The sequence below is a fragment of the Modestobacter muralis genome (genome assembly GCF_010682105.1).
GTDB classification, from domain to species: domain Bacteria; phylum Actinomycetota; class Actinomycetes; order Mycobacteriales; family Geodermatophilaceae; genus Modestobacter; species Modestobacter muralis.
In genome coordinates this window covers 1-26847 of record NZ_JAAGWH010000057.1, presented here as the reverse complement: position 1 = coordinate 26847, position 26847 = coordinate 1, and the positions used below count along the sequence as shown (strand labels likewise).

General features: G+C 73.8%; 26 protein-coding genes. 22 read left to right on the top strand and 4 right to left on the bottom strand.

The annotated features are described in order from the left end of the window. Nucleotides 1–35 precede the first annotated feature (35 nt). The 17 genes from thrS (at nt 36) to GCU67_RS18835 (ending at nt 17777) form a co-directional block, all read left to right on the top strand. On the top strand, nt 36–2054 hold the full coding sequence (gene thrS / locus GCU67_RS18915; RefSeq protein ID WP_163612913.1) for a threonine--tRNA ligase: 2019 nt from the start codon (nt 36–38) through the stop codon (nt 2052–2054). Then, complete coding sequence (locus GCU67_RS18910; protein WP_338105152.1) at nt 2051–2635, top strand: HIT family protein; 585 nt, start codon at nt 2051–2053, stop codon at nt 2633–2635. Before thrS ends, GCU67_RS18910 begins: the two co-directional genes overlap by 4 nt. Further along, nucleotides 2636–3289, top strand: a complete 654-nt coding sequence (pgsA, locus tag GCU67_RS18905; protein ID WP_163612912.1) for a phosphatidylinositol phosphate synthase — start codon at nt 2636–2638, stop codon at nt 3287–3289. Beyond that, nucleotides 3286–4221, top strand: coding sequence for a phosphatidylinositol mannoside acyltransferase (locus GCU67_RS18900; RefSeq protein WP_163612911.1), 936 nt, complete (start codon nt 3286–3288; stop codon nt 4219–4221). The genes pgsA and GCU67_RS18900 overlap by 4 nt, the downstream gene beginning before the upstream one ends. Continuing rightward, on the top strand, nt 4221–5426 hold the full coding sequence (locus GCU67_RS18895) for a glycosyltransferase family 4 protein (protein ID WP_163612910.1): 1206 nt from the start codon (nt 4221–4223) through the stop codon (nt 5424–5426). The genes GCU67_RS18900 and GCU67_RS18895 overlap by 1 nt, the downstream gene beginning before the upstream one ends. A gap of 142 nt (nt 5427–5568) precedes the next feature. Continuing rightward, nucleotides 5569–6093: a hypothetical protein gene (locus tag GCU67_RS18890; RefSeq protein ID WP_163612909.1), complete on the top strand. Its 525-nt coding sequence runs from the start codon at nt 5569–5571 to the stop codon at nt 6091–6093. Between the two features lie 52 nt (nt 6094–6145). Next, nucleotides 6146–7057: a pyridoxal 5'-phosphate synthase lyase subunit PdxS gene (gene pdxS / locus GCU67_RS18885; protein WP_163612908.1), complete on the top strand. Its 912-nt coding sequence runs from the start codon at nt 6146–6148 to the stop codon at nt 7055–7057. After that, the gene (gene pdxT, locus GCU67_RS18880; protein WP_163612907.1) at nt 7054–7725 is read left to right on the top strand and encodes a pyridoxal 5'-phosphate synthase glutaminase subunit PdxT; all 672 of its coding nucleotides are present in this window, start codon (nt 7054–7056) and stop codon (nt 7723–7725) included. The genes pdxS and pdxT overlap by 4 nt, the downstream gene beginning before the upstream one ends. A gap of 72 nt (nt 7726–7797) precedes the next feature. Then, nucleotides 7798–8550 carry a YebC/PmpR family DNA-binding transcriptional regulator gene (locus tag GCU67_RS18875; protein WP_163612906.1) on the top strand — a complete coding sequence of 251 codons (753 nt, stop codon included), beginning with the start codon at nt 7798–7800 and terminating at the stop codon, nt 8548–8550. A gap of 148 nt (nt 8551–8698) precedes the next feature. Next, a complete protein-coding gene (ruvC, locus tag GCU67_RS18870; RefSeq protein ID WP_163612905.1) occupies nt 8699–9268 on the top strand; it encodes a crossover junction endodeoxyribonuclease RuvC in 570 nt (189 codons plus the stop codon). Then, nucleotides 9265–9894: a Holliday junction branch migration protein RuvA gene (ruvA, locus tag GCU67_RS18865; protein WP_163612904.1), complete on the top strand. Its 630-nt coding sequence runs from the start codon at nt 9265–9267 to the stop codon at nt 9892–9894. Before ruvC ends, ruvA begins: the two co-directional genes overlap by 4 nt. Continuing rightward, nucleotides 9891–11027 (top strand): Holliday junction branch migration DNA helicase RuvB, encoded by a 1137-nt coding sequence (gene ruvB / locus GCU67_RS18860; RefSeq protein WP_163612903.1) that lies wholly within the window; start codon nt 9891–9893, stop codon nt 11025–11027. The genes ruvA and ruvB overlap by 4 nt, the downstream gene beginning before the upstream one ends. 145 nt (nt 11028–11172) lie before the next feature. Then, a complete protein-coding gene (gene yajC / locus GCU67_RS18855; protein ID WP_163612902.1) occupies nt 11173–11508 on the top strand; it encodes a preprotein translocase subunit YajC in 336 nt (111 codons plus the stop codon). 14 nt (nt 11509–11522) lie between these two features. Further along, the gene (secD, locus tag GCU67_RS18850) at nt 11523–13202 is read left to right on the top strand and encodes a protein translocase subunit SecD (protein WP_163612901.1); all 1680 of its coding nucleotides are present in this window, start codon (nt 11523–11525) and stop codon (nt 13200–13202) included. Then, a complete protein-coding gene (gene secF, locus GCU67_RS18845; protein ID WP_246215375.1) occupies nt 13199–14707 on the top strand; it encodes a protein translocase subunit SecF in 1509 nt (502 codons plus the stop codon). Before secD ends, secF begins: the two co-directional genes overlap by 4 nt. Next, nucleotides 14704–15285: an adenine phosphoribosyltransferase gene (locus tag GCU67_RS18840; protein ID WP_163612900.1), complete on the top strand. Its 582-nt coding sequence runs from the start codon at nt 14704–14706 to the stop codon at nt 15283–15285. Before secF ends, GCU67_RS18840 begins: the two co-directional genes overlap by 4 nt. 92 nt (nt 15286–15377) lie before the next feature. Next, entirely contained in the window at nt 15378–17777 is a 2400-nt protein-coding gene (locus tag GCU67_RS18835; protein ID WP_163612899.1) for a RelA/SpoT family protein, read from the top strand. Nucleotides 17778–17963: 186 nt separating this feature from the next. On the opposite strand, the gene GCU67_RS18830 is transcribed toward GCU67_RS18835, so the two are convergent. Beyond that, nucleotides 17964–18608, bottom strand: coding sequence for a class I SAM-dependent methyltransferase (locus GCU67_RS18830; RefSeq protein ID WP_163612898.1), 645 nt, complete (start codon nt 18606–18608; stop codon nt 17964–17966). Nucleotides 18609–18681: 73 nt separating this feature from the next. Next, complete coding sequence (locus GCU67_RS18825) at nt 18682–19512, bottom strand: peptidylprolyl isomerase (protein WP_163612897.1); 831 nt, start codon at nt 19510–19512, stop codon at nt 18682–18684. A gap of 161 nt (nt 19513–19673) precedes the next feature. Here GCU67_RS18825 and GCU67_RS18820 point away from each other — a divergent pair, with 161 nt between their 5' ends. From GCU67_RS18820 to aspS, 4 genes are read left to right on the top strand one after another with little or no spacing between them, the layout of a single operon-like run. Next, nucleotides 19674–20357 (top strand): MBL fold metallo-hydrolase, encoded by a 684-nt coding sequence (locus GCU67_RS18820; protein WP_163612896.1) that lies wholly within the window; start codon nt 19674–19676, stop codon nt 20355–20357. A gap of 37 nt (nt 20358–20394) precedes the next feature. Then, a complete protein-coding gene (hisS, locus tag GCU67_RS18815; RefSeq protein ID WP_163612895.1) occupies nt 20395–21657 on the top strand; it encodes a histidine--tRNA ligase in 1263 nt (420 codons plus the stop codon). After that, nucleotides 21654–22655, top strand: a complete 1002-nt coding sequence (locus GCU67_RS18810; RefSeq protein ID WP_163612894.1) for an aldo/keto reductase — start codon at nt 21654–21656, stop codon at nt 22653–22655. Before hisS ends, GCU67_RS18810 begins: the two co-directional genes overlap by 4 nt. Before the next feature lie 47 nt (nt 22656–22702). After that, complete coding sequence (gene aspS, locus GCU67_RS18805) at nt 22703–24457, top strand: aspartate--tRNA ligase (RefSeq protein ID WP_163612893.1); 1755 nt, start codon at nt 22703–22705, stop codon at nt 24455–24457. Between the two features lie 80 nt (nt 24458–24537). On the opposite strand, the gene GCU67_RS22115 is transcribed toward aspS, so the two are convergent. Both GCU67_RS22115 and GCU67_RS18795 read right to left on the bottom strand, forming a co-directional pair. Next, the gene (locus tag GCU67_RS22115; RefSeq protein ID WP_246215374.1) at nt 24538–24876 is read right to left on the bottom strand and encodes a hypothetical protein; all 339 of its coding nucleotides are present in this window, start codon (nt 24874–24876) and stop codon (nt 24538–24540) included. 737 nt (nt 24877–25613) lie between these two features. After that, complete coding sequence (locus GCU67_RS18795; protein WP_246215373.1) at nt 25614–26552, bottom strand: aldo/keto reductase; 939 nt, start codon at nt 26550–26552, stop codon at nt 25614–25616. 2 nt (nt 26553–26554) lie between these two features. On the opposite strand from GCU67_RS18795, the gene GCU67_RS18790 reads away from it, so the two are divergent. Next, nucleotides 26555–26847: AAA family ATPase (locus GCU67_RS18790; protein WP_163612892.1), on the top strand; the 293-nt coding region annotated here is incomplete at its 3' end.

The window sequence follows — 26847 nt, the reverse complement described above, 5'->3', positions numbered from 1 at the left end:
GCGGCCTGACCAGCCGTACGACAAGGAGTTCCCGCATGCCCAGCGCTCCCGAGCCGTCCTCCGCCGCCCCCGTCCGGGTGCCGGCCGGGACGACGGCCCTGCAGGCGCTCAAGGACGCCGGGCTGCCGCTGAAGGGCCCCGACGGCGCGGTCGTCGTCCGTGAGCTGGCCACCGGTGACCTCAAGGACCTCGCCTGGACCCCCGACGCCGACACCGACGTCGAACTGGTGCCGGCTGCGAGCGCCGAGGGCCGTGCGGTCATCCGGCACTCCGCCGCGCACGTGCTCGCCCAGGCGGTGCAGGAGCTGTTCCCCGGGACCCGGCTGGGCATCGGCCCGCCGGTGGAGAACGGCTTCTACTACGACTTCGACCCCGAGCGGCCCTTCACCCCCGAGGACCTGGTGGCCCTCGAGAAGAAGATGACCGAGATCGTCCGGGCCGGCCAGCACTTCCGCCGCCGGGAGATCGACGACGACGCCGCCCGCGCCGAGCTGGCGCACGAGCCGTACAAGCTGGAGCTGATCGGCCTCAAGGGCGGGGCAGCCGACGCCGCCGAGGGCGCCGACGTCGAGGTGGGCGGCGCCCAGCTGACCATGTACGACAACGTCGACGCCCGCACCGGCGACCCGGTCTGGACCGACCTGTGCCGCGGCCCGCACCTGCCGCGCACCTCGAACATCCCGGCCTTCGCCCTCACCCGCAGCGCGGCCGCCTACTGGCGGGGGAGTGAGAAGAACCCCCAGCTGCAGCGGGTCTACGGCACCGCGTGGGAGAGCAAGGACGCCCTCAAGGCGTACCAGGAGCAGCAGGCCGAGGCCGAGCGCCGCGACCACCGCAAGCTCGGCTCGGAGCTGGACCTCTTCAGCTTCCCCGACGAGATCGGCTCCGGCCTGGTGGTCTTCCACCCCAAGGGCGGGGTCGTGAAGCGGGAGATGGAGGACTACGTCCGCCGCCGGCACATCGAGGAGGGGTTCGACTACGTCGGCACCCCGCACATCAGCAAGGCGCAGCTGTTCGAGACCTCGGGGCACCTGCCGTACTACGCCGACACCATGTTCCCGCCGATGGAGCTGGAGAACGCGGAGTACTACCTCAAGGCCATGAACTGCCCGATGCACAACCTGATCTTCCGGTCGCGCGGGCGGTCCTACCGTGAGCTGCCGCTGCGGTTCTTCGAGTTCGGCTCGGTCTACCGGTACGAGAAGTCCGGTGTGGTGCACGGCCTGACCCGGGTCCGCGGCCTGACCCAGGACGACTCGCACAGCTACGTCACCCCCGAGCAGGCGCCCGGTGAGATCCGGCACCTGCTGGCCTTCGTGCTCGGGCTGCTGCGCGACTTCGGCCTGGACGACTACTACCTGGAGCTGTCCACCCGGGGGGAGTCGGAGAAGTTCATCGGCTCCGACGAGGAGTGGGCGCTGGCCACCCAGGTGCTCGAGGAGGCGGCGCGGGAGACCGGCCTGGAGCTCGTCGCCGACCCCGGCGGTGCGGCCTTCTACGGCCCGAAGATCTCCGTCCAGGCGCGGGACGCCATCGGCCGCACCTGGCAGATGTCGACCATCCAGTACGACTTCAACCAGCCGGCGCGCTTCGGTCTGGAGTTCAGCGCCGCCGACGGCACCCGCCAGCAGCCGGTGATGATCCACTCGGCCAAGTTCGGGTCGCTCGAGCGGTTCTTCGGCGTGCTCACCGAGCACTACGCCGGCGCCTTCCCGGCCTGGCTCGCGCCGGTCCAGGTCGTCGGCATCCCGATCACCGACGAGCAGGTGCCCTACCTGACCGACGTCGCCCTGCAGTTGCGCGCGAAGGGCATCCGGGTGGAGGTCGACGACTCCGACGACCGGATGCAGAAGAAGATCCGCACCGCCAGCAAGCAGAAGGTGCCCTTCGTGCTCATCGCCGGGGCCACCGACGCCGAGGCCGGCGCGGTGTCCTTCCGCTACCGCGACGGGTCCCAGCGCAACGGCGTCCCGGTGGCCGAGGCCGTCGAGCAGGTCGCTGCCTGGGTCGCGGCCCGGCACAACACCGACCCGACCGCCGAGCAGGCCCAGTGACGACGGAGCCGGTGACCGGGGAGCCGGGTGAGCTGCGGGTCCCCGTCGTCAACGACGAGGGGGGCCCGGCGGCGGTGTTCGAGCACCTGTGGACGCCCTACCGGATGGCCTACATCCGCGGGGAGCACAAGCCCACCGGTGACCACGACTGCCCGTTCTGCCTGATCCCGGCGATGAGCGACGAGGACGGGCTGGTCGTCGCCCGCGGCGAGACGGTGTTCGTCGTCCTCAACCTGTACCCCTACAACGCCGGGCACCTGATGGTGGTCCCGTACCGGCACGTGCCCGACTACACCGACCTCACCGTCGCCGAGGTCGCCGAGCTGGGCGCGTACACCCAGACGGTGATGCGGGTGGTGCGGTCGGTCAGCGGCGCCCACGGGTTCAACGTGGGCATGAACCAGGGGTCGGTCGCCGGGGCCGGCATCGCCGACCACCTGCACCAGCACGCGGTGCCCCGCTGGGGCGGCGACACGAACTTCATGCCGGTGATCGGGCTGACCCGGGTGCTCCCGCAGGTGCTCGCCGAGACCCGCGCGCTGCTGGCCGCCGCGTGGCCGGCGACCGGTCAGGGGGTCTGAGTGCTCGGGGTCAACCTGCGCCCGGCCGTCGCCCGGTTCTGGGCGCCGGTCGTGCGCGGCCTGCTGCGCGCCGGGGTCACCGCCAACACGGTGACCACCATCGGCACGGTCGGTGCGGTCCTGTCCGCCGCGTTCGGCATCGGCACCGGCCACCTGTTCTGGGGCGCGTTCGCGGTCACCGTCTTCGTGCTGCTGGACATGCTCGACGGCGCGCTGGCCCGCGCCCGCGGGGGCGGCTCGGTGTTCGGCGCCGTCCTGGACTCCACCGGCGACCGCGCCGCCGACGCCGCCATCTTCGGCGGTCTGGTCTGGTGGTTCTCCGGCGCCGGCGACAACCGGCTGCTGGTGCTGCTCGCCCTGCTGTGCCTGGTCCTCGGCGTGCTCACCTCCTACGTCAAGGCCCGCGCCGAGGGCGTCGGGCTGTCCGCCGACGTCGGCATCGTCGAGCGCACCGAGCGGCTGATCCTGGTGCTGGTCGGCACCGGGTTCAGCGGCCTGGGCATCCCCTACGCCGTGCACGTCGCGCTGTGGGTGCTGCTCGTGGGCAGCGCGGTGACCGTCGCGCAGCGGTTCGTCGCCGTCCGGCGGGAGTCGAGGGGCATGCAGCTGCCCACCCGCTCCTCCGGCGAGCCCACCGGCCGACCCGCGTCGTGAGCCGCGCGGGGCAGCTGCGCGACCGGCTGACCGACGGCGGCTACGCGGCCGGCTGGCGGGCCGTCCGGGTGCTGCCGGAGCCGGCGGCCCGGGCCCTCTTCGCCGCCGGTGGCGCCCTCGCCGCGCGCCGCGGCGGGCGTGGGGTGCAGCAGCTGCGGGCCAACCTCGACGTCGTCAGCGGCGGCCGGCTGGACGACGCCGCGCTGGCCGAGCTCACCCGGCGCGGGATGCGGTCCTACGCGCGGTACTGGCAGGAGGCCTTCCGGCTGCCCACGCTGAGCACCGGGCGCATCGTCGGCGGCTCGGTCATGGTCGGCCGGGAGCACCTGGAACGGGCGCACGCCGAGGGCCGCGGCGTCGTCCTCGCCCTGCCGCACAGCGGCAACTGGGACGCCGCGGGGGTCTGGCTGGTGCACTTCCTGGGCGGGGAGTTCGTCACCGTCGCCGAGCGCCTGCGGCCGGAGTCGCTGTACCGCCGGTTCGTGGCCTACCGCGAGCAGCTGGGCATGCGGGTCGTGCCGCTGACCGGCGGCGAGCGCCCCAGCGCCACCGTGCTGCGGGAGTGGCTGGCCACCGGCGGGACGGCGTGTCTGCTGGTCGACCGCGACCTCTCCGGGGGCGGCGTCCCGGTCACCTTCTTCGGCCGGGCGACGACGATGCCCGGCGGCCCGGCGCTGCTGGCCGCCCAGACCGGGGCGGTGCTGCTGCCGGCGGTGTGCCGGTTCGACGGCGCCGGCTGGCGGTTCACGGTGCACCCGCCGGTGCCGGTCGACGGGCCGGGGCGGCTGCGGGAGCGGGTCACCGCGGGGATGCAGCAGGTCGCCGACGCCTTCGCCGCCTCGATCGCCGAGGCGCCCGAGGACTGGCACGTGCTCGGCCGGATCTGGCCCGGGGTGGGCCCCGGCGACCGCGCGCCCGCGGAGGCGCCCTGATGCGGATCGGGCTGGTCTGCCCCTACCAGTGGGACGTCCCCGGCGGTGTCCAGTACCACGTGCGCGACCTCGCCGAGACCCTCCGCGGGCTGGGGCACCACGTGGAGGTGCTCACCCCCGCCGAGCACGAGGAGAACCTGCCCGCCGAGCACGTGACCTGGGCCGGGCGGGCGGTGCCGGTGCCCTACAACGGCTCGATGGCGAGCATGCAGATCGGGCTGGTGTCCGCCGCGCGGGTGCGCCGCTGGCTGCGCGAGGGCGCGTTCGACGTCGTCCACGTGCACGAGCCCGCCTCGCCGTCGGTCTCGCTGCTGGTCTGCATCGTCGCGAAGGGGCCGATCGTGGCGACCTTCCACGCCGCCACCACCCGGTCGAAGTTCCTCGCGGCGCTGGGGCCGTGGGTGCGGCCGTGGCTGGAGAAGATCAGCGGCCGGATCGCGGTGTCCGACTTCGCCCGCCGGGTGCAGGTCGAGCACCTCGGCGGGGACGCGGTCGTGATCCCCAACGGCGTGCACGTGCCCGCGTTCGCCGAGGGCCCCCTGCTGCCCACCCACGACCGCGCCGTGCCCACGATCGGCTTCCTCGGCCGCTACGACGAGCCGCGCAAGGGCCTGCCGGTGCTGCTCGACGCGTTGCGGCAGGTCGTGCGCGAGCACCCCGACGCCCGGCTGCTGGTGGCCGGCCGCGGTGACCCCGATGCGCTGACCGCTCTGGTGGGGGAGGACCTCCGCGGGCACGTGACCCTGCTCGGGGAGCTCACCGAGGGGGACAAGGCGGCGTTCTTGCGCTCGGTCGACGTCTACTGCGCACCGAACCTGCTCGGGGAGTCCTTCGGGGTGATCCTGCTGGAGGCGATGGCCGCCGGCTCCCCGGTCGTGGCCAGCGACCTCGACGCGTTCGGCCGGGTGCTGGCCGGCGGCACGGCCGGGGTGCTGGTGCCCCGTGGGGACGCCGACGCGCTGGCCGCCGCCGTCAGCGGCCTGCTCGCCGACCCGGCCCGCCGGGAGCAGCTCGCCGCGGCCGGCCGGGCGGTCGTCGCCGAGTACGACTGGTCGGTGGTCGCCCAGCGGATCCTCACCGTGTACGAGACCGTCGCCCCGCCCGGCGGCCCCGGGGTCACCGGCTCCGCCGCGGACGACGCCGCGCTGCTCGGGGAGGTCGCGGGCGCACCGCACGGGCCGTTCCGCCGCCGCGTGCGCCGCTGACCCGTCCGGCCCTCCTGCGGGGGCACCGCCGCGAGCGCACGAGCGGTGGGGGGCAGCGAGGTCCTCCCTCTGCAGGGGCCCACCGCGAGTGCGCGAGTGGTGGGGGGCAGCAGGGTCCTCTCTCTCGCTAGCCTGGGCGGCGATGACCACCGGGACCTGGCTGCTGCTCGTGGCCGCGGTCCTGGTCGCGGTGCACCTGCTCTGGACCGGCTGGACGCTGATCCGGCTGCGCCGGCTCGGCGGCAGGGTGCGCCGGGCCCGCGAGGTGCTCGACGCCGCGCTGCTGCGCCGGGCGGAGCTGGCCGCGGCACTTGCCCGGGAGCGCGCCGACGTGCTGGGCGCAGCTCTCGCTGCCGGGCTGGCCGCCGCCGCGGCCGCCTCGCGCACCCCGGCGGCCGGCGACCGCGAGGCGGCGGAGAACCAGCTGGGCCGGCTGCTGGGCCAGGTGCCGGCGGGGGCGCTGCCCCCCGAGCTCGACGAGGCCGCCGTCCGGGTGGGCCTGGCCCGGCGGTTCTACAACGACGCCGTCCGGGACACCCGGGCGCTCCGCCGCCGCCGGCTGACCCGGGTGTCGCGCCTGCACGCCCGCCGGCCGCTGCCGCGCTACTTCGACATCGACGACGGGCAGGACGCCGTCCTCTCCGGCGGCCCGTCCACCGGCAACTGAGCCGGTCGTAGGCTGGGGCGTTCCCCACCGACGAGCCAGCGAGGCAGCGACCGTGTCCCAGCAGCACAGCGAGTCCAGCGACACGACCACCGGCACCGTGCGGGTCAAGCGCGGCATGGCCGAGCAGCTCAAGGGCGGCGTCATCATGGACGTCGTCAACCCGGAGCAGGCCAAGATCGCCGAGGACGCCGGCGCGGTCGCGGTCATGGCGCTGGAGCGGGTCCCCGCCGACATCCGCGCCCAGGGCGGCATCGCGCGGATGAGCGACCCGGACATGGTCCAGGGGATCATCGACGCGGTCTCCATCCCGGTGATGGCCAAGGCCCGGATCGGCCACTTCGTCGAGGCCCAGGTGCTGCAGGCCCTGGGTGTGGACTACATCGACGAGTCCGAGGTGCTGACCCCGGCCGACGAGGCGCACCACATCGTCAAGACCGACTTCACCGTGCCCTTCGTCTGCGGCGCGACCGACCTGGGCGAGGCGCTGCGGCGCATCTCCGAGGGCGCGGCGATGATCCGCTCCAAGGGCGAGGCCGGCACCGGCAACGTCGTGGAGGCCACCCGGCACATGCGCGCGCTGCGCGCCGGCATCAAGCGGCTGACCACCCTCGACGACACCGAGCTCTTCGTCGCCGCCAAGGAGCTGCGCGCCCCGCACGACCTGGTCGTCGAGGTCGCCCGCACCGGCAAGCTGCCGGTCGTGCTGTTCACCGCCGGTGGCCTGGCCACCCCCGCCGACGCGGCGATGATGATGCAGCTGGGCGCCGAGGGTGTGTTCGTCGGCTCGGGCATCTTCAAGTCCGGTGACCCGGCGCAGCGTGCGGCCGCGATCGTGCAGGCCACCACGTTCTTCGACGACCCGGCCGTGATCGCCAAGGTCTCCCGCGGGCTGGGCGAGCCGATGGTCGGCATCAACGTCGACACCCTGCCGGAGTCCCAGCGCTACGCGACCCGCGGCTGGTGACCGCGCCCGTCATCGGCGTGCTCGCGCTGCAGGGTGATGTCCGGGAGCACCTGGCCGTGCTGCGTGACCAGGGCGCGCAGGCGGTCACCGTGCGCCGCCCGGAGGAGCTGGCCGCCGTCGACGGGCTGGTCGTGCCGGGCGGGGAGTCCACCACGATGGCCAACCTCGCGTCTCGGTTCGGACTGCTCCAGCCGCTGCGCGAGGCGGTCGCGGGTGGGCTGCCCACCTACGGCTCCTGCGCCGGGATGATCATGCTGGCCGACACGGTGCTCGACGCCCCCGCCGGCCAGCAGACCATCGGCGGCCTGGACGTCACCGTGCGCCGCAACGCCTTCGGCCGGCAGGTCGACTCCTTCGAGACCGAGGTCGAGGTCGCCGGCGTCCCGGGCGGCCCGGTGCACGCCGTCTTCATCCGCGCGCCGTGGGTCGAGGAGGTCGGCCCGGGGGTCGAGGTCCTCGGCCGGGTCGTGGGCGGGGCGGCCGACGGTAAGATCGTCGCCGTCCGCCAGGGTCACCTGGTGGCCACCAGCTTCCACCCCGAGCTCACCGGCGACCCCCGGGTGCACGCGATGTTCGTGGAGCTGGTGCGGGCAGCCCGTGCCCGCGGTCTGGGTTCCGACGGTGCCACTGCTGGTGCCGACAGTGAGGGGAGAGCTTCGCGTGAGTGAGCGTGCGAACTCACCAGAGGGCACAGTGGCTCGGCTGCGAACGCAGCCGACGAGCGCTAGCGAGGAGAGCAAGTGAGCGGCCATTCCAAGTGGGCGACGACCAAGCACAAGAAGGCCGGGATCGACGCCAAGCGGGGCAAGCTCTTCGCGAAGCTGATCAAGAACATCGAGGTCGCGGCCCGTACCGGCGGCGGTGACCTCCAGGGCAACCCCACGCTGTTCGACGCCGTCCAGAAGGCGAAGAAGAGCTCGGTGCCCAACGACAACATCGACCGCGCCGTCAAGCGCGGCTCCGGTGCCGAGGCCGGCGGCGTCGACTACCAGGGCATCACCTACGAGGGCTACGCCGCGGCCGGGGTCGCCGTGCTCATCGAGTGCCTCACCGACAACAAGAACCGGTCGGCGATGGAGGTGCGCACCGCGATGACCCGCAACGGCGGCACCATGGCCGACCCGGGCTCGGTGTCCTACCTGTTCTCCCGCAAGGGCGTCGTCGTGGTGCCGGCCGCCGGCCACACCGAGGACGACGTGCTGATGGCCGTCCTGGACGCCGGTGCCGAGGAGGTCCGCGACCTCGGCGACACCTTCGAGGTGGTCAGCGAGCCCGGTGACATGGTCGCGGTGCGCACCGCGCTGCAGGAGGCCGGCATCGAGTACGACTCCGCCGACATGGGCTTCGTGCCCAGCGTGGAGGTCGAGCTGGACGCCGAGGGCGCGGCCAAGGTCTTCAAGCTCATCGACGCCCTCGAGGACCTCGACGACGTGCAGAACGTCTACGCCAACTACGACGTCTCCGACGAGGTCATGGAGTCCATCGACGCCTAGACGAAGGACCCCCTCGCCCCCCACCCTTCGCAGGCTCAGGGCGGGACCCTGCGAGGGGGCCGAGCCGACGGGCGTGTCGGGGGCCGTTCGTCGGGGACGCCGGTTAGCGTGGTTCGAACACGTGTTCGCGCCGATCGGAGGAGGTCCCATGCGGGTGCTCGGCATCGACCCGGGCCTGACCCGGTGCGGGTGGGGTGTGGTCGACGGGCGTCCCGGCGCCCGGCCCACGGCGATCGGGGTCGGCGTCATCCGCACGCACCCCGACCTGGACCTGGAACTGCGACTGCTGGAGGTGCACACCGCCGTGACCGCCCTGTTGCGGGCGCACCGCCCGGAGGCCGTCGCCATCGAGCGCGTCTTCACCCAGAACAACAAGGGGACGGCGACCGGCACCGCCCAGGCCGCCGGGGTCGCCGCGCTGGCCGCCGCGCAGGCCGACGTGCCGGTCGCGTGGCACACCCCGAGCGAGGTCAAGGCCGCCATCTCCGGCAACGGCCGCGCCGACAAGGACCAGGTCACGATGATGGTCACCCGGGTCCTCGGGCTCACCGAGGCGCCCAAGCCCGCCGACGCCGCCGACGCGCTGGCGCTGGCCGTCTGCCACGTCTGGCGCGCCCCGGCGCAGGCCCGGCTGCGGGTCGCCGCGCTCGCCGGCGGCATCGGGGCCCCGGTCCCGGCGTCCCGGACGCTGCCGCGCTGGCAGGGGGTCAGCCGATGATCGCCAGCGTGAGCGGCCGGGTCGCGGCCGTGTCGCCCGACGGTGCCGTGGTCGAGGTGGGCGGCGTGGGCCTGTCGGTGCAGTGCACCCCCGGCACCATCGCCCGGCTGCAGGTGGGGGAGCAGGCCCGGCTGGCCACCAGCCTGGTCGTCCGCGAGGACTCCCTGACCCTCTACGGCTTCGCCGACGACGACGAGCGCCAGCTGTTCGAGCTGCTGCAGACCGCCAACGGCGTCGGCCCGCGGGTCGCCCAGGCCGTGCTGGCCATCCACCCGCCGCGCGAGGTCCGCCGAGCCGTGTCGATGGGCGACCTCAAAGCCCTCATGCAGGTGCCCGGCATCGGCAAGAAGGGCGCCGAGCGGCTGGTGCTGGAGCTGCGCGACCGCCTCGGCGTCACCACCTCCGACACCTCCCTCGACGGTCCGGCCCTCCCCGGGATCGCGCCCGTCCAGCCCTGGCGCGACCAGCTGGGCCAGGCACTGGTCGGTCTCGGCTGGAGCACCCGGGAGGCCGACATCGCCGTCCTCGAGCTGGTGCCGGTCGCCGACGCGCAGCTCGCCGAGACCGGTGGTGTCGAGGTCGCCGTCCTGCTGCGCCAGGCGCTGCGGATGCTGGGCCGGCCATGAGCTCCTTCGACCGGGGGCTGTCCGCTGCCGACGCGGGCCCGGGCCGGTACACCGCACCGGACTGGGACGACGCCGTCGACCCCCGGGCCGGTGACGAGGAGCGGGTCGTGGAGTCCGCTCTGCGGCCCAACTCGCTCGCGGACTTCATCGGCCAGCCCAAGGTCGCCCGCCAGCTCGACCTCGTCCTCGAGGGCGCCAAGCGCCGCGGCCGGCCGCCGGACCACGTGCTGCTGTCCGGTCCGCCCGGGCTGGGCAAGACCAGCCTCGCGCTGATCATCGGGTCTGAGCTGGGCACCGCGGTCAAGATCACCAGTGGCCCGGCGATCGAGCGCTCCGGCGACCTGGCCGCGATGCTGTCCAACCTGTCGCCCGGCGACGTCCTGTTCATCGACGAGATCCACCGGATCGCCCGGCCCGCCGAAGAGCTGCTGTACATGGCGATGGAGGACTTCCGGGTCGACGTCGTGGTCGGCAAGGGCCCCGGCGCGACGGCGATCCCGCTGGAGATCAACCCGTTCACGCTGGTCGGGGCGACCACCCGCGCGGGCCTGCTCACCGGCCCGCTGCGCGACCGGTTCGGCTTCGTCGGCCAGATGGAGTTCTACGACACCACCGACCTGCAGAAGGTCATCGCACGCAGCGCAGACCTGCTGGGGGTCGAGCTGACCGCCGACGGCTCGGCCGAGATCGCCGGCCGTTCCCGCGGCACGCCCCGCATCGCCAACCGGCTGCTGCGCCGGGTGCGGGACTTCGCCGAGGTCAAGGCCGACGGGCGGGTCACCCTGGAGGTGGCCCGGGCCGCGCTGGCCCTCTACGACGTCGACGACCTGGGCCTGGACCGGCTGGACCGCTCGGTGCTCGACGCGCTGGTGACGAAGTTCGGCGGCGGGCCGGTCGGCGTCGCGACGCTGGCCGTGGCGGTGGGGGAGGAGCCGCACACCGTCGAGGAGGTGTGCGAGCCCTTCCTGGTGCGCGCCGGGCTGCTGGCCCGCACCCCGCGCGGGCGGGTCGCCACCGAGGCCGCGTTCCGTCACCTGGGACACGCCGTCCCGCGCGGTGGGGTGCCGCTCAGCGGCGGCACAGGTGACCGTCCGTCGGACGGGTCTGGTACTTCGACGCTCTTCGACGCCTAGACTCCGACGCGCTGGCGCGCCCGGCTCGCCGGGGCGCTCTGCCCGGCGGAGCCCGCGGACGTGTGCCGGCGCCGATGTACCCGAGCGACCCGATGACGGGTCGCACCCACCGCGCGACCTGCTGCGGTAGAGAGGCTCACCAGTCGTGGAATACCTGCCGTTGATCGTGCTCGTCCTGCTGTTCGGCCTGCTCATCGTGTTGCCTGCCCGGCAGCGCAAGAAGATCCAGGCCAACGCCGCGGCGATGCAGTCCGCGCTCACCCCGGGCACCCCGGTGATGCTGACCAGCGGCATCCACGGCACCGTCGCCGCCCTCGGTGCGGACACCGTCGACCTCGAGGTCTCCCCGGGGGTCGTCATCACCGTCGCCCGCCCGGCGGTGCTGGAGGTCCGGAAGCCGCTCGACGCCGGCACGACCGGGGGCAGCACGGCCACCGGGTCCATCGACGGCGACGGCGACCCCGCCGACCGCGCACGCTGAGCCGGGCACCCCTCGTGGCAGCCCGACAGATCCCCGCCCGGCGGTACTTCGCCGCCTTCCTGCTCATCGTCGTGGGCCTCTACGCGCTGATCTTCCTCACCGGGGACCGGCGCACCCCGCAGCTCGGCCTGGACCTCCAGGGCGGGACGACGGTCACCCTCACCGCCCGCACCCCCGACGGCCAGCCGCCGGAGTCCGCCGACCTCGAGCTGGCCCGCCAGATCATCGAGCAGCGGGTCAACGGCCTGGGCGTCGCCGAGGCCGAGGTGGTCACCGAGGGCAGCAGCAACATCGTCATCTCGGTCCCCGGCGACAACGGCGACCGCGCCCGTGAGCTCGGCGCCACCGCCCAGCTCCGCTTCCGCCCCGTCCTGGGCGGCCCGGAGGCGGCCACTCCCGCCGCCGACCCGTCGGCCGCGCCCACCGACCCGGCCGCGCCGACGGACTCCGCCGCGCCGACGGACTCCGCCGCACCGACGGACTCCGCTGCCCCGACCGACTCCGCTGCGCCGACGGACTCCGCTGCCCCGACCTCGGGTGCGCCGGCGACCGACGACGGTGCGGTGGCCGACCCTTCGGTCCCCGACCCGAACGCCCCCGTGGTCACGGCCGAGCAGGCGCAGGCCGAGTTCGCCACGCTGACCTGCGACACCACGACCACCGAGGTCGACCGGCCCGAGGACGCCATCGCGGCCTGCTCCGACGACGGCACGGCCAAGTACCTGCTGGGCCCGGCGGTCATCGAGGGCACCGACGTCTCCGACGCCACCGCCGGCACCGAGCAGGCCACCGGCGAGTGGATCGTCAACCTCGACTTCACCGGCGCCGGCTCGACCGCCTGGGCGGACTACACCACCGCCAACGTCGGCAACAACGTGGCGATCACCCTGGACGGCCGGGTCGTGTCGGCCCCCACGATCAACTCGGCGATCGTCGGTGGCACGACCCAGATCTCGGGCAGCTTCGACCAGGAGTCGGCCACGGAGCTCGCCAACCAGCTGAAGTACGGCGCGCTGCCGCTGACCTTCAGCCAGGCCACGGCGCAGTCGATCTCCACCGAGCTGGGCAGCGAGCAGCTGCAGGCCGGGCTGATCGCCGGCGCCATCGGCGTCGCCCTGGTGTTCGTCTACGCGCTGCTGTACTACCGGCTGCTCGGCCTGGTGATGATCGCCAGCCTGCTGCTGTCGGCGGTGGTCGTGTACGGCTGCCTGGTGCTGCTGGGCCGGGAGATCGGCTTCGCGCTGAGCTTGGCCGGCATCGCCGGGTTCATCGTCTCCATCGGCATCACCGCCGACTCCTTCGTCGTCTACTTCGAGCGGCTCAAGGACGAGGTCCGGGAGGGGCGGACGCTGCGCAGCGCCACCCCGCGGGCCTGGGTCCGGGCGCGCCGGACGATCCTGTCCGCCGACGCCGTCAGCTTCCTGGCCGCCGCGATCCTGTACTGGCTGGCCATCGGTGACGTGAAGGGCTTCGCGTTCACCCTGGGTATGTCCACGGTCCTCGACCTCGTCGTCGTCTTCCTCTTCACCCACCCGCTCATGGCGGTGCTCAGCCGGGTCAAGAGCTTCGGCACCAACCGCTTCTCCGGCCTGGGCCAGGTCGACCACAGCCGCCGCACGGGGTCACCGACCCGGGGCGACCGGCAGCTGGTCGGTGCCGGCACCGGCAGCAGCACGAACGGGAGCAACCGATGACCACCCCCCGCGAGCCCGGCTCCACCGGGTCCACCGCCTTCGGGGCGGGCGACCTGCCCGCCGCCGGCCAGCCCGGCACCGAGCCGACCGGCGCTGAGAAGATCAGCACCGAGCTGACCGGCAGCGAGCCGACCAGCACCGAGGAGACCGTGGTCCCGGTCGGGACCGCTGCCGACGAGGTCGTCGACGAGGCCGAGGTGCGCGAGGAGGCCGCCGGTGAGAGCACCGGTGACCAGGCGCTGGCCGACGCCGGCCTGACCCCCGAGGGGGAGTCCGACCGCCGGGCGCCCTCCCGCGCCTCGTTGGCCCACCGGCTCTACAACGGCGAGGCCGGGCTGGACGTCGTCGGCAAGCGGCGGTTCTGGTTCAAGGTGACCGCGGTCGTCGTGGCGCTGTGCACGCTGCTGATGATCGTGCGCGGGTTCAACTTCGGCATCGAGTTCGCCGGCGGCAACAGCCTTCGCGTGCCGGCCACGACCGAGCAGCTCGCCGACGTCCGCCAGGCCGCCGAGGGCGCCGGGGCCCAGGTATCCAGCGCCCAGGTCGTCGGCGGCAACTCCGTGCTGCTGCGCACCGAGGCCCTCGACCCCGCCACCGAGGAGTCCGTCGTCGCCGCCGTGGCGCAGGCCGCCGGCGTCGCCGAGACCGAGGTCAGCCCGCAGGCCGTCAGTGCCGACTGGGGCGGCGACGTCACCAACAAGGCGCTGCTGGCGCTGGTCGTCTTCCTGGTCGCCGTGGTCGCGTTCCTGGCGATCCGCTTCCGGCCCACCATGGCCGTGGCCGCGATCGTCGCGCTGGTGCACGACATCGTCGTCACCGCCGGGGTCTACGCCCTGATCGGCTTCGAGGTCACCCCCTCCACGGTGATCGGCCTGCTGACCATCCTCGGGTTCTCCCTCTACGACACCGTCGTGGTCTTCGACAAGGTCGACGAGAACACCAAGGACCTCACCAAGAGCGCTCGCTCGACCTACGGCGAGGCAGCCGACCTGGCCGTGAACCAGACGCTGATGCGGTCGATCAACACCTCGGTGATCGCGTTGCTGCCGGTGGCCGGGCTGCTGTTCGTCGGCGCCGGCCTGCTGGGCGCGGGCACGCTCAAGGACCTCGCGCTGGTGCTGTTCATCGGCCTCGCCGCCGGCACCTACAGCTCGATCTTCCTGGCCACCCCGGTCCTGGCCGAGCTCGAGGAGCGCAAGCCGGAGAACATCGCGCTGCGCAAGCGCGTGCTCGCCCGCCGGGCCACCGAGGCCCGCACCGGCGGGGCCCGCCCGGCCGGTCCGGTCGCCAGCGCCCGCCGGGGTGGCGGGGCCTCCGCGGCCCGCCGGTCCGCTGTCCCGGTCGCCGAGCGCCCGGCCGCCCTGCCCGAGCGCCCGGAGGCCGACGTCGTGGTCGAGTCGCCGTCCTCGGTGCAGCGGGAGACCGGGGCGACCCGCAGCGGTGCGACGACGCCCCGGCCGGGGCAGCGCCCCGGCACCCGCCCGGCGGGCAAGAAGCGCCGGTGACGACGGCGGAGCAGCTGCCGGTCGAGGAGCTGATCGCCTCGCTGTCGGTCGACGTCCCGGACTTCCCGGTGCCCGGGGTGGTGTTCCGGGACCTGACGCCGGTGTTCGCCGACGCCGGGGCCTTCCGCCGGGTCGTCGACGCGCTCACCGCGCCCGCCGACCTCGACCCGCGGGCCGCGGCGCTCAGCGGGTCCGACGGCGGTCCGGGGTTCGACGTCGTGGCCGGCGTCGAGGCCCGCGGCTTCCTGCTGGCCGCCGCGGTCGCCCTGGACGCCGGCACCGGCGTGGTCCCGGTGCGCAAGGCCGGCAAGCTGCCCCGGGAGGTGGTCTCGGCCTCCTACGACCTGGAGTACGGCACCGCCACGCTGGAGCTGCACACCGACTCGATCCGGCCGGGGCAGCGCGTGCTGGTCGTCGACGACGTGCTGGCCACCGGCGGGACGCTCGAGGCAGCCGTCGCCCTGGTGGAACGGCTCGGCGGGGTGGTGACCTCGGTGGCCGTGGTGGTCGAGCTGGTCGCCCTCGGCGGGCGCCAGCGGGTCGCCCCCCACCCGGTCCACGCGCTCTGGCGGACGTGACCTGCACCCCCGCCGGGTGAGCACCCGGCAGGGGGCCGAAGGGCGCGTCTAGCATGGGAGGAACGCCCCTCCTCAACAGTGCAGGAGCACCCGTGGCCTCAGACGTCGTCGTTCCCCGGACGTCGGACGCGCCCCCCGCAGCGGAGGCCGCGCCCCGGGTGACGCTGCCCGAACGCCCCGCGGTCCGCCGTCCCGACGACGTCGCGCCGGACCCGGGCGGGGAGAACGAGACCGTCCCGCGCCGCCGCGTCCGTGACCGGCTGGCCCGCCGGATCGTCGCCGGCCAGCGCTCCACCGGCATCCGCCCGGTCCTCGAGCCGCTGGCGGCCCTGCACCGGGCCAGCCACCCCAAGGCCGACCTGGGACTGCTGCAGCGCGCCTACGACGTCGCCGAGGAGGCGCACGCCGAGCAGAAGCGCAAGAGCGGCGACCCCTACATCACCCACCCGCTCGCGGTCGCCACCGTGCTGGCAGGGCTGGGCATGGACACCACCACGCTGGTGGCCGCGCTGCTGCACGACACCGTCGAGGACACCGGCACCACGCTGGAGTCGATCACCGCCGACTTCGGCCCGGAGGTCGCCCACCTCGTCGACGGCGTCACGAAGATCGACAAGGTCAAGTTCGGGGACGGCGCGCAGGCCGAGACGATCCGCAAGATGATCGTCGCGATGTCCCGCGACCCCCGGGTGCTGGTCATCAAGCTGGCCGACCGGCTGCACAACATGCGCACGCTGCGCTTCCTCCCGCCGGAGAAGCAGGAGAAGAAGGCGCGCGAGACGCTGGAGATCCTCGCCCCGCTGGCCCACCGGCTGGGCATGAACACCATCAAGTGGGAGCTCGAGGACCTCGCGTTCGCCACGCTGTACCCCAAGCGCTACGACGAGATCGTGCGGCTGGTGGCCGAGCGGGCGCCCTCCCGCGACACCTACCTGTCCGAGGTCACCTCCGCGGTCACCGACCAGCTCAAGGCCGCCAAGATCGAGGCGACGGTCACCGGCCGGCCCAAGCACTACTACTCGATCTACCAGAAGATGATCGTGCGCGGCCGCGACTTCACCGACATCTGGGACCTCGTCGGCATCCGCATCCTGGTCGAGTCGGTGCGCGACGTGTACGCGGCCCTGGGCATCATGCACGCGCACTGGCAGCCGGTGCCCGGCCGCTTCAAGGACTTCGTGGCGATGCCCAAGTTCAACATGTACCAGTCGCTGCACACCACGGTGATCGGGCCGCAGGGCAAGCCGGTCGAGCTGCAGATCCGCACCTTCGAGATGCACCGCATCGCCGACTACGGCATCGCGGCGCACTGGAAGTACAAGGAGACCGCCCGCGGCGGCAAGACCGAGCCCGTGCCGACGCCGGGCTCGGCCGGTGACGACATGCTGTGGCTGCGCCAGCTGCTGGACTGGCAGCGCGAGGCGCAGGAGCCCGGCGAGTTCCTGGAGACGCTGCGCTACGACCTCGGTCCGCAGGAGGTCTTCGTCTTCACGCCCAAGGGCGACGTGATCAGCCTGCCGGGGGAGTCGACCCCGGTCGACTTCGCCTACGCGGTGCACACCGAGGTCGGGCACCGCTGCATCGGCGCCCGGGTCAACGGCAACCTGGTGTCCCTGGACAGCAAGCTGTCCAACGGCGACGTCGTGGAGGTCTTCACCTCCCGCTCGCCCACGGCCGCCCCGTCGAAGGACTGGCTGGCCTTCGTCGGCAGCTCCCGCGCGCGGACCAAGATCCGCCAGTGGTTCACCAAGGAGCGCCGCGAGGACGCCGTCGAGGCGGGCAAGGACGCGCTGACCAAGGCGATGCGCAAGGCCGGGCTGCCGCTGCAGCGGCTGATGGGCGGGGAGTCGCTGGCCACCCTGGCCGCCGACCTGCACTACCCGGACATCAGCGCGCTCTACGCCGCGGTGGGGGAGAACCAGGTCTCGGCGCACTCGCTGGTCGAGAAGCTGCTCACCGCCCTGGGCGGCACCGAGGGCGCCACCGAGGACATCGCCGAGACCGCGATCCCCACCAAGCGCACGGTCGCCCGCACCGCCGGCGGCGACCCGGGCGTCGTCGTCCACGGCATGACCGAGGTGTGGGCCAAGCTCGCCAAGTGCTGCACACCGGTGCCGGGTGACGCGATCCTCGGCTTCGTCACCCGCGGCGGCGGGGTGAGCGTGCACCGCACCGACTGCACCAACGCCGCGGACCTGCAGCGCACCCCGGAGCGGCTGGTCGAGGTCGACTGGGCGTCCTCGCCGGGGTCGGTCTTCCTGGTCGCCATCCAGGTCGAGGCGCTCGACCGGCACCGGCTGCTCTCCGACGTCACCAAGGCGCTGGCCGACGAGCGGGTCAACATCCTGTCCGCGTCGGTGCAGACCAGCCGCGACCGGGTGGCGATCAGCCGGTTCACCTTCGAGCTGGCCGACCCCGCGCACCTGGGTGCGGTGCTGCAGACGGTGCGCAACGTCGACGGCGTCTTCGACGTGGAGCGCGTCACTGCGTAGATGGCGATCCTCCGGATCGCAGCGCGGCCAGGAGCCGTGCCCCGGGTGAGCTGAGCGATCCTGTTCCCTCCTCGGGGAGGGGGCTCGTGCCTCGCCCCCTCCCGTCGTCGGGAGGGGGAACGGGTCCTCCCTCGGGGGACCCTCCGGGCCCCCGCTCGGGAGGACGGCGCTGCGCGCCGCGGCGGGTCAGACGGTGCGGGTGGCGACGACGGCGTACAGCGGGTCGCCCACGCCGGGTGCGGTGCGCAGCTGGACGGTCGGCTCGGTGAAGGCGCCGGTGCGGCGGACCAGTTCGGAGATGACGGCGCCGTGCTGCTCGTCGTCGGTGGCCAGCCAGCCGCGGACGGCCTTGGTCGGGAAGCACCGGTTGGAGAAGGTCACCGCGAGCACCCCGCCCGGGCGCAGGACCCGGCCCACCTCGGCCAGGACCTCGACCGGCCGGGTGAGGTAGTCGATCGACACGCAGCACACGGCCGCGTCGACGTCGGCGTCGGGCAGCGGCACGGCCGGGTCGGCGTTCAGGTCGTGCACCAGCGTCTCGGTGGCCGCCGGGTTGGCGCGCAGCTCCTCGGCGTTCATGCCCAGCACGACCAGCTCGGCCGGCGGGGTCCGGAAGTGCGACACCCACGACGACATCAGGTCCAGCACCCGGGTGGGTGCGGGCGCGGACCCGTCGATGCCCAGCTCGGCGTACAGCTCGCCGACCGCGGTGATCGCGGCGTCGTCGATGTGCGTCACCAGGCGAGGACTGTCGTAGAAGCGGGCGTCCGGGGTGTCGTCGCTGCGGTCGAAGAAGCCCGGGGGGAAGCCCGCGTAGGGGTCGGCGTCCATCGGCCCAGTGTGCGGCGCCGGACGCACGAGGGCCCGGCCTCCGGGGGGAGACCGGGCCCTGGGGCGGTGGCGCCTACTGCTGGACGGTCACCGCAGTGAGGGTGACCGGCTCGGCCGGGGCGCCGTCGGTGGCGCCGCCCTCGATGCCCTTGGCCGCGATCGCGTCGAGCACGCCGAGGCCGGCCTCGTCGATGGTGCCGAAGACGGTGTAGTCCGGGGGCAGCTGGCTGTCGGCGTAGACCAGGAAGAACTGGCTGCCGTCGGTGCCCGCGCCGGCGTTGGCCATGGCCAGCGTGCCGCGGCCGTAGGTCTCACCGCCGGTGACCTGGGTCGGGAAGGAGTAGCCCGGGCCGCCGGTGCCGGTGCCGGTCGGGTCACCGCACTGCAGCACCTTCAGGCCCTCGGATGCCGTCTCCCGGTGGCAGGGGGTGCCGTTGAAGAAGCCGGTCTGGGCCAGGTGCACGAAGCTCGCCGCGGCGCACGGGGCGTTCGCCTGGTCCAGGGACAGCCCGATGTCGCCGGCGCTGGTGGCCATCGTGACCGCGGCGGTCCCGGTGCCGGGCACGTCCGGCGCGGGCGTACCGGCTGAGGTGCCCGAGTCGTCGGCGGTGAAGGTGCAGGTCACGGTGCCGTCGGCGTTGGTGCTCGGCGCGGCGGCGGCGCTGGTGGCCGGGGCCTCCGACGTCGGGGCGGCCGAGGTCGAGGGAGCCGCGGCCACGTCGTCGTCGTCCCCGCCGGCGACGCTGGTGATGGCGAAGATGGCGCCGACGACGGCCAGGACGGCGATCACGGACAGCGCGGCGAGCAGGTTCCGGTGGCGCTTGCGGGCGAGCTGCTCACGCCGTTCCAGCTGGCGCTGCAGTCGTCGCTGGGCGGCCTCGCGGGCCTGCTTGTTGCTCGGCACGTCTCTCGGGCTCCTCGGGATGGCGCGCTGGGGAAGGCGCTCGGGGGCGGGCGGTGCGCACCCATGGCGCCCCGCGGTGTCGAGTGCGCAGTGTAGGTCTGCCGCCTGTCCGCTCCCTGGCAGCGCCACCTGCACCGATGGCGCCCGCGTAACCTGCACGGGTGCTCATCCGCTCGTTCCCCGCCGGCGCGTTCGGCACCAACTGCTACGCCATCGCCCCCGGTCCCGGGACCGAGTGCGTCGTCGTCGACCCGGGGATGGACGCGGTCGAGCCGCTGGTCCGGATGCTGGACGAGGACGGGCTCAAGCCGGTCGCCGTCGTCCTCACCCACGGGCACCTGGACCACACGTTCTCCGTGCTCCCGGTCTGCTCCGGCTACGACATCCCCGCCTACCTGCACCCGGCCGACAACGGGATGCTGTCCGACCCCGTCCGCTGGCACGGCCCGCAGCTGGCCCCGCTGATCACCGGCGTCGCGCTGCCCGACCCCGACGAGGTGCGTCCGCTCGACGACGGCGCGGTGCTCTCGCTGGCCGGCGTCGAGCTGACCGTCCGGCACGCGCCCGGGCACACCCGGGGCTCGGTGGTCTTCTCCCTCGACCTCGGCGAGACGCCGGGGCTGCTGGCCGGCGACGTGCTCTTCGCCGGGTCGGTGGGCCGGGTCGACATGCCGGGCGGGTCCTGGACGGACATGGTCGGCTCGCTGCGCGACGTCGTCCTGCCGCTGGACGACGCGACCGTCGTCCTCCCCGGGCACGGGCCGGCCACCACGATCGGGCGCGAGCGCGCCACCAACCCGTACCTGGCGCAGGCCGCCGAGGCCCCCCGGGGTCGGGGCCTGTGACCGGGCCGCACCCACGAGCGAAGCGAGTCATCACACCGTGAGCACGTTCAGCGCGCCCAAGGGCACGTTCGACACCCTGCCGCCGGCCTCGGCGGAGTTCCTCGCCGTCCGCGACACCCTCGTCGCCCCGCTGCGGCGGGCCGGGTACGGCTACATCGAGACCCCGACGTTCGAGGACACCACCGTCTTCGCCCGCGGGGTGGGGGAGTCGACCGACGTCGTCTCCAAGGAGATGTACACGTTCACCGACCGCGGCGGCCGGTCGCTCACGCTGCGCCCAGAGCTCACCGCCGGGCTGATGCGCTCCTTCATCGAGCACCGGCTCTACTCCGGCGCGCTGCCGGTGAAGCTGTGGAGCGTCGGGTCGGTCTTCCGCTACGAGCGCCCGCAGGCCGGCCGGTACCGGCACTTCACCCAGGTCGACGTCGAGGCGCTCGGCGTCGACGACCCGGCGCTGGACGCCGAGCTGGTCGCCTTGGCCACGCAGGGCTACCGCGACCTGGGGCTGACCGGCTTCGAGCTGCTGCTCACCTCGCTGGGCGACGAGACGTGCCGGCCGCAGTACCGCGAGCTGCTGGTGGAGTTCCTCGCGAAGCTGGACCTGGACGAGGAGACCCGGGCGCGCGCCGCGCTCAACCCGCTGCGGGTGCTCGACGACAAGCGGCCCGAGGTGCAGGCCCAGCTGGCCGACGCCCCGCTGATGGTCGACCACCTCTCGGACTCCACGAGGGCGCACTACGACGCGGTGCGTGAGCACCTCACCGACCTCGGGGTCACCTGGACCGAGGCGCCGCGGCTGGTGCGCGGGCTGGACTACTACACGAAGACGACGTTCGAGTTCGTCCACGACGGCCTGGGCGCGCAGTCCGCGATCGGCGGCGGTGGGCGCTACGACGGGCTGTCGGCGGCACTCGGGGGCCCGGACCTCTCCGGCATCGGCTACGCCGTCGGCGTCGACCGCACGCTGCTGGCGATCCGGGCCGAGGGGCTCGACGTCGTCACCTCACCGGGCGTGCAGGCCTTCGTCGTGCCGCTGGGCGCTGCGGCCAAGAGCTTCGCCGTCCGGCTGGTCGGGCAGCTGCGGGCGGCCGGGGTCTCCGCCGACACCGTCTACGGCGACCGCGGGCTCAAGGGCGCGATGAAGGCCGCCGACCGGTCGGGTGCCACGCACGCGGTGGTCGTCGGTGACCGTGACCTGGCCGAGGGCGTGGCCCAGCTGCGTGACCTGCGCACGCACGAGCAGGTCGCCGTCCCCCTGGGTGAGCTGTTCGACCGCGTGCGTGCGACGGTGGGGGCATGACCTCTTCGACTCCGCTGGAGACCCGTCCGCTCGGCCGGACCGGTGCCGACGTCTCCGTCGTCGGCCTGGGCACCTGGCAGCTGGGCGGCGACTGGGGTGACGTGTCAAGCGAGGACGCCGCGGCCGTGCTGGACGCCGTCCTGGACGCCGGTGTCACCCTGCTCGACACCGCCGACGTCTACGGCGACGGCAAGAGCGAGGAGCGGATCCGCCAGTCGCTGGCCGCCCGCGGCGAGCGCCCCTTCGTGGCCACCAAGGCCGGCCGCCGCGCCGACCCGTTCACCGCCGAGCAGTACACGCCGGAGAACCTGCGCGCCTGGATCGACCGCTCGCGCCGCAACCTCGGCGTCGACACCCTGGACCTGGTCCAGCTGCACTGCCCGCCGCCGGCCGTCTACTCCGACCAGCGGGTCTACGACGCCCTCGACGCCCTGGTCGCCGAGCAGGCCATCGCCGCCTACGGCGTCTCGGTGGAGACCGTCGAGGAGGGCGTGACCGCCCTGCAGCACCCCGGCGTCCAGTCGATCCAGGTCATCCTGAACATCTTCCGGCGCAAGCCGCTGGAGGAGCTGCTGCCCGCCGCCGCGCGCGCCCAGGTCGGCGTCCTGGCCCGGGTGCCGCTGGCCAGCGGCCTGCTCACCGGCAAGTACGACGAGTCGACGACCTTCGGCGCCGACGACCACCGCAACTACAACCGCAACGGCGAGGCCTTCGACGTCGGCGAGACCTTCTCCGGCGTGCCGTTCGACGTCGGGGTGGCCGCCGCCCGCGAGGTCGCCGAGATCGCCGGCCCGGACGTCGAGACCGCCGCGTTCGCGCTCCGCTGGGTCATCGACCAGCCGGGCGTCACCGCCGTCATCCCCGGTGCGCGCAACGTGAAGCAGGCGCTCGGCAACGTGGCCGCGGCCTCGATCCCGTCGCTGAGCGACAGCCAGCTCGCCGACCTCGAGCGCGTGTACGACGAGCGCATCCGCGCCCACGTGCACGACCGCTGGTGACCCCCCGCACCTCCTGACTCCCCGCACCTTCCGAGAGAGGCACCACCTTGCTCCGCACCCACGACGCCGGCACGCTGCGCGCCAGCGACGCCGGCACCACGGTCACCCTCGCCGGCTGGGTCGCCCGCCGGCGCGACCACGGCGGGGTCGTCTTCCTCGACCTCCGCGACGCCTCGGGCTACGCCCAGGTCGTCGTCCGCGAGGAGGAGGCGCACGCGCTGCGCAACGAGTACTGCGTGCTCGTGACCGGGCAGGTGCAGGCCCGGCCGGCCGGCAACGAGAACCCCGAGCTGCCCACCGGGGAGATCGAGGTGGTCGCCTCGACGCTGGAGGTGCTGTCGGCGTCGGCCCCGCTGCCGTTCCCGATCGAGACCGCCCAGGCCGCCGGTGACGACGTCCGCTACAAGTACCGCTACCTGGACCTGCGCCGGCAGGGCCCGGCGTCGGTGCTGCGGCTGCGCAGCGAGATCAACCGGATCGCCCGCACCGTCATGGCCGAGAAGGGCTTCGTCGAGGTCGAGACCCCGTCGCTGACCCGCTCCACCCCCGAGGGCGCCCGCGACTTCGTCGTCCCGGTGCGGCTGCAGCCCGGTCACTGGTACGCCCTGCCGCAGTCGCCGCAGCTGTTCAAGCAGCTGCTCATGATCGGTGGGCTCGAGCGGTACTACCAGATCGCCCGCGCCTTCCGGGACGAGGACTTCCGCGCCGACCGCCAGCCGGAGTTCACCCAGTTGGACTTCGAGATGAGCTTCGTCGACCGGGACGACGTCCTGGCCGTCGCCGAGGACGTCGTCCGGGCGCTGTGGGCGCAGCTGGCCGCCTACGAGCTGCCGGCCATCCCGCGGATGACCTACCGCGAGGCCATGGACCGGTTCGGCTCCGACAAGCCCGACCTGCGCTTCGGCATCGAGCTGACCGAGCTGACGTCCTACTTCGCCGAGACCCCGTTCCGGGTGTTCCAGGCGCCCTACGTCGGCGCGATCGTGATGCCCGGCGGCGGCTCCCAGCCGCGCCGGGCGTTCGACGCCTGGCAGGACTGGGCCCGTTCGCGCGGGGCCAAGGGCCTGGCCTACGTCACCATCGCCGAGGACGGCACCCTCGGTGGGCCGGTGTCGAAGAACATCTCCGAGGCCGAGCGCGCCGGCCTGGTCGAGGCCGTCGGTGCGAAGCCCGGTGACTGCGTCTTCTTCGCCGCCGGTGCCCGCCGCGGTGCGCAGGAGCTGCTGGGCGCTGCCCGCAACGAGGTGGCCAAGCGGCTGGAGCTGATCGAGCCCGGTTCCTGGTCGTTCCTCTTCGTCGTGGACTTCCCGATGTTCGAGGAGACCGAGGACGGCGACTGGACGTTCATGCACCACCCGTTCACCTCGCCCACGCCGGAGTTCCGCGACGGCTTCGAGGCCGACAAGGGCGCCGCGCTCTCGGACGCCTACGACCTGGTGTGCAACGGCAACGAGCTGATGAGCGGCTCGGTCCGCATCGCCGACGCCACGCTGCAGGAGCGGGTGTTCGCCGCGATCGGCATGTCGACGGAGGAGGCCCGCGAGCGCTTCGGCTTCTTCCTCGAGGCCTTCGACTACGGCCCGCCGCCGCACGCCGGTGCCGCCCTCGGCTGGGACCGGCTGACCGCGCTGCTGGCCGGCGTCGACTCCATCCGCGAGGTCATCGCCTTCCCCAAGACCGGCGCCGGGTACGACCCGCTCACCGGTGCTCCGACCCCGATCTCGGACGCCCAGCGCACCGAGGCCGGCATCGACTTCGTCCCCGAGCCCCCCGCCGAGCCCGAGGCCGCCCCCACCGCCTGAGCCGCCCCCTGGCGTTGATCCTGGGCGTCTTGCCAGCGACACCCCGCTCGGCGGCGTGTCGCGCGGCAAGACGCCCATGATCATCTCTGCCACGGGCGCCACCCGCGGCTGAGGAGGGCGCGGCGCGTGCGGTCGAGCACGATGTGCGGCGTCCGCAGGTGGTGGTCGGCGAACCGCAGCAGCAGCCAGCCGCCGGCACCCATGAGGGAGTACCGGTCGACGTCCCGCCGGAACTGGTCGGGCTCGGCGTGGTGCCGGCCCTCGTACTCGAGCAGGATCTTCCAGTCGCTGTAGCCCAGGTCGCCGTGGGCCACCTCGCGGCCCCACCGGTCGGTCACCGGGACCTGCGGCGTGGGGTCGGGCAGGTCGCTGGTCAGCAACCAGTAGCGGAGCAGGCTCTCCGGCCGTGACTCGGCCAACGGGCTGAGCAGTGGTGCGCACGACCGCGCGGACCACTCCTCGCACCCGGTCGGCGCGCGCCAGTCGTTCCTGCAGCCCGTCGGCGTCCAGGTGCCGGCCCCCGGTACAGCGCGTCACCCACAGCGACCAGGTCGTGCGGCGGCAGGACAGCGGCCAGGTCGAGGAACGTCTGGGCGCCCGAGGTGACCCGGAGGCCCTCGAGGACCCGGACGTCAGTCGGCAGGAGCGTCCGGACGAGCCCCACGAGTTCGCGCCGGGCAGGGACGACGACCCCCGGCGGGACCACCACCGTCGGGTGGGACGGCTCGGCCAGTGGCGCGCCGGCGAGCACGGCTGCCGTGGCACCGCCGAAGGCAGCACCGGGCGGGAGCAGCCGCGCCCATGCGCGGCACCGCTCGTGCAGCGTGGGGTCTGCGGCGGCTGAGAGGTAGAGCCCCTGCCCGATCCGCCGTCCGTCGCGTTCGACCTGCCGCCGGGTGACGCCCGCCGCGCGTGCCGATGACCACGTGTAGCTGCTGCCCAGCGAGATCCCGTCCACCAGGCGACCGTGACGGGGGAGGGCACCCCTCGACCAGTGGTCGACCCCATCTGTGGACCGCCCGTGCCGCTGTGGATACAGCGGCTGTAAGCACGCTCGCCGCCTGTTGATCATGGGCCTCCTGCTCGACGACGCGCCGGTCAGCGGCGTGCCCGCGGCAAGACGCCCATGATCAACGGGCAGGTGGGGCGGCGGGGGTCAGGCGGCGTTCAGGCGGGCGAGCTGCTCGGCGGACAGCTCGAGGTCGGCGCCTCCGGCGCTGTCCTGGATGGACTGCGGGCGGCTCGCGCCGGGGATGGGGAGGACGACGTCGGCCTGCGCGAGGTGCCAGGCGATGGTCACCTGGTGCACCGAGACGCCCAGCTCGTCGGCGACGGCACCGAACTCCGCGGCCGTCGAGCCCAGCGACTTGGCCGCGGTGATCCCGCCGAAGGGGCTCCACGGCAGGAACGCCAGGCCGACGGCGGCGCAGTGCGCGAGCTCGCCGGCCGAGGAGCGCCAGCCCGGCGAGAACTGGTTCTGCACGCTCACCAGCGCCTCGCCCACGATCGCCCGGGCGGAGTCGATCTGGCCGATGTCGGCGTTGGAGATCCCGGCCATCCGCACCAGCCCGGCGTCCACGAGCTCGCGCAGCGCGCCCATCGTGTCCTCCCACGGCACGGTGGGGTCGGGGCGGTGGTACTGGTACAGCCCGATCTGCTCCACGCCCAGCCGGCGCAGCGAGTCCTCGCAGGCCCGGCGCAGGTAGGCCGGCGAGCCGTCGATCTCCCAGTCGCTGCCGCGCCGGGTGTGCCCGCCCTTGGTCGCCACCAGGACGTCGTCCGTGGCGGAGCCGTAGGAGGCCAGGGCGCGGGCGATGAGCTCCTCGTTGTGGCCGAACTCGGACTCGTCGGCGGCGTAGGCGTCGGCGGTGTCGATCAGCGTGACGCCGGCGTCGAGGGCGGCGTGCACCACGGCCTCCGCGTCGGCGGGCGACGGGCGGTCGGACTTGGTCGACAGCGGCATCCCGCCGAGGCCGACCGCGCCGAGGGAGACGGTGCCGACGGTGGCGTTGCCGATCGTGCGCTGCTGCATGGAGAGGGCCTTCCCGATCGCGGAGTGGTCACCGACCGTCGTGCCCCGCAGGTAGCGTCGCAACCGTGACCGCAGGGGACGCCGGGCTGTTCGGCGAGGGGCTGTTCGCCGACGCCGAGGCCGACCCGGGGGCGGCGCCGGTCGACCGGGGCGCACCGCTGGCCGTCCGGATGCGACCGCGGTCGCTGGACGAGGTCGTCGGCCAGACCCACCTGCTCGGCCCGCGCGCCCCGCTGCGCCGACTGGTCGAGGCCGACGAGCCGATGTCGCTGGTGCTCTACGGCCCGCCCGGCACCGGCAAGACGACGCTGGCGCACGTCATCTCGCTGGCCACCAAGCGTTCCTTCGTGCAGTTGTC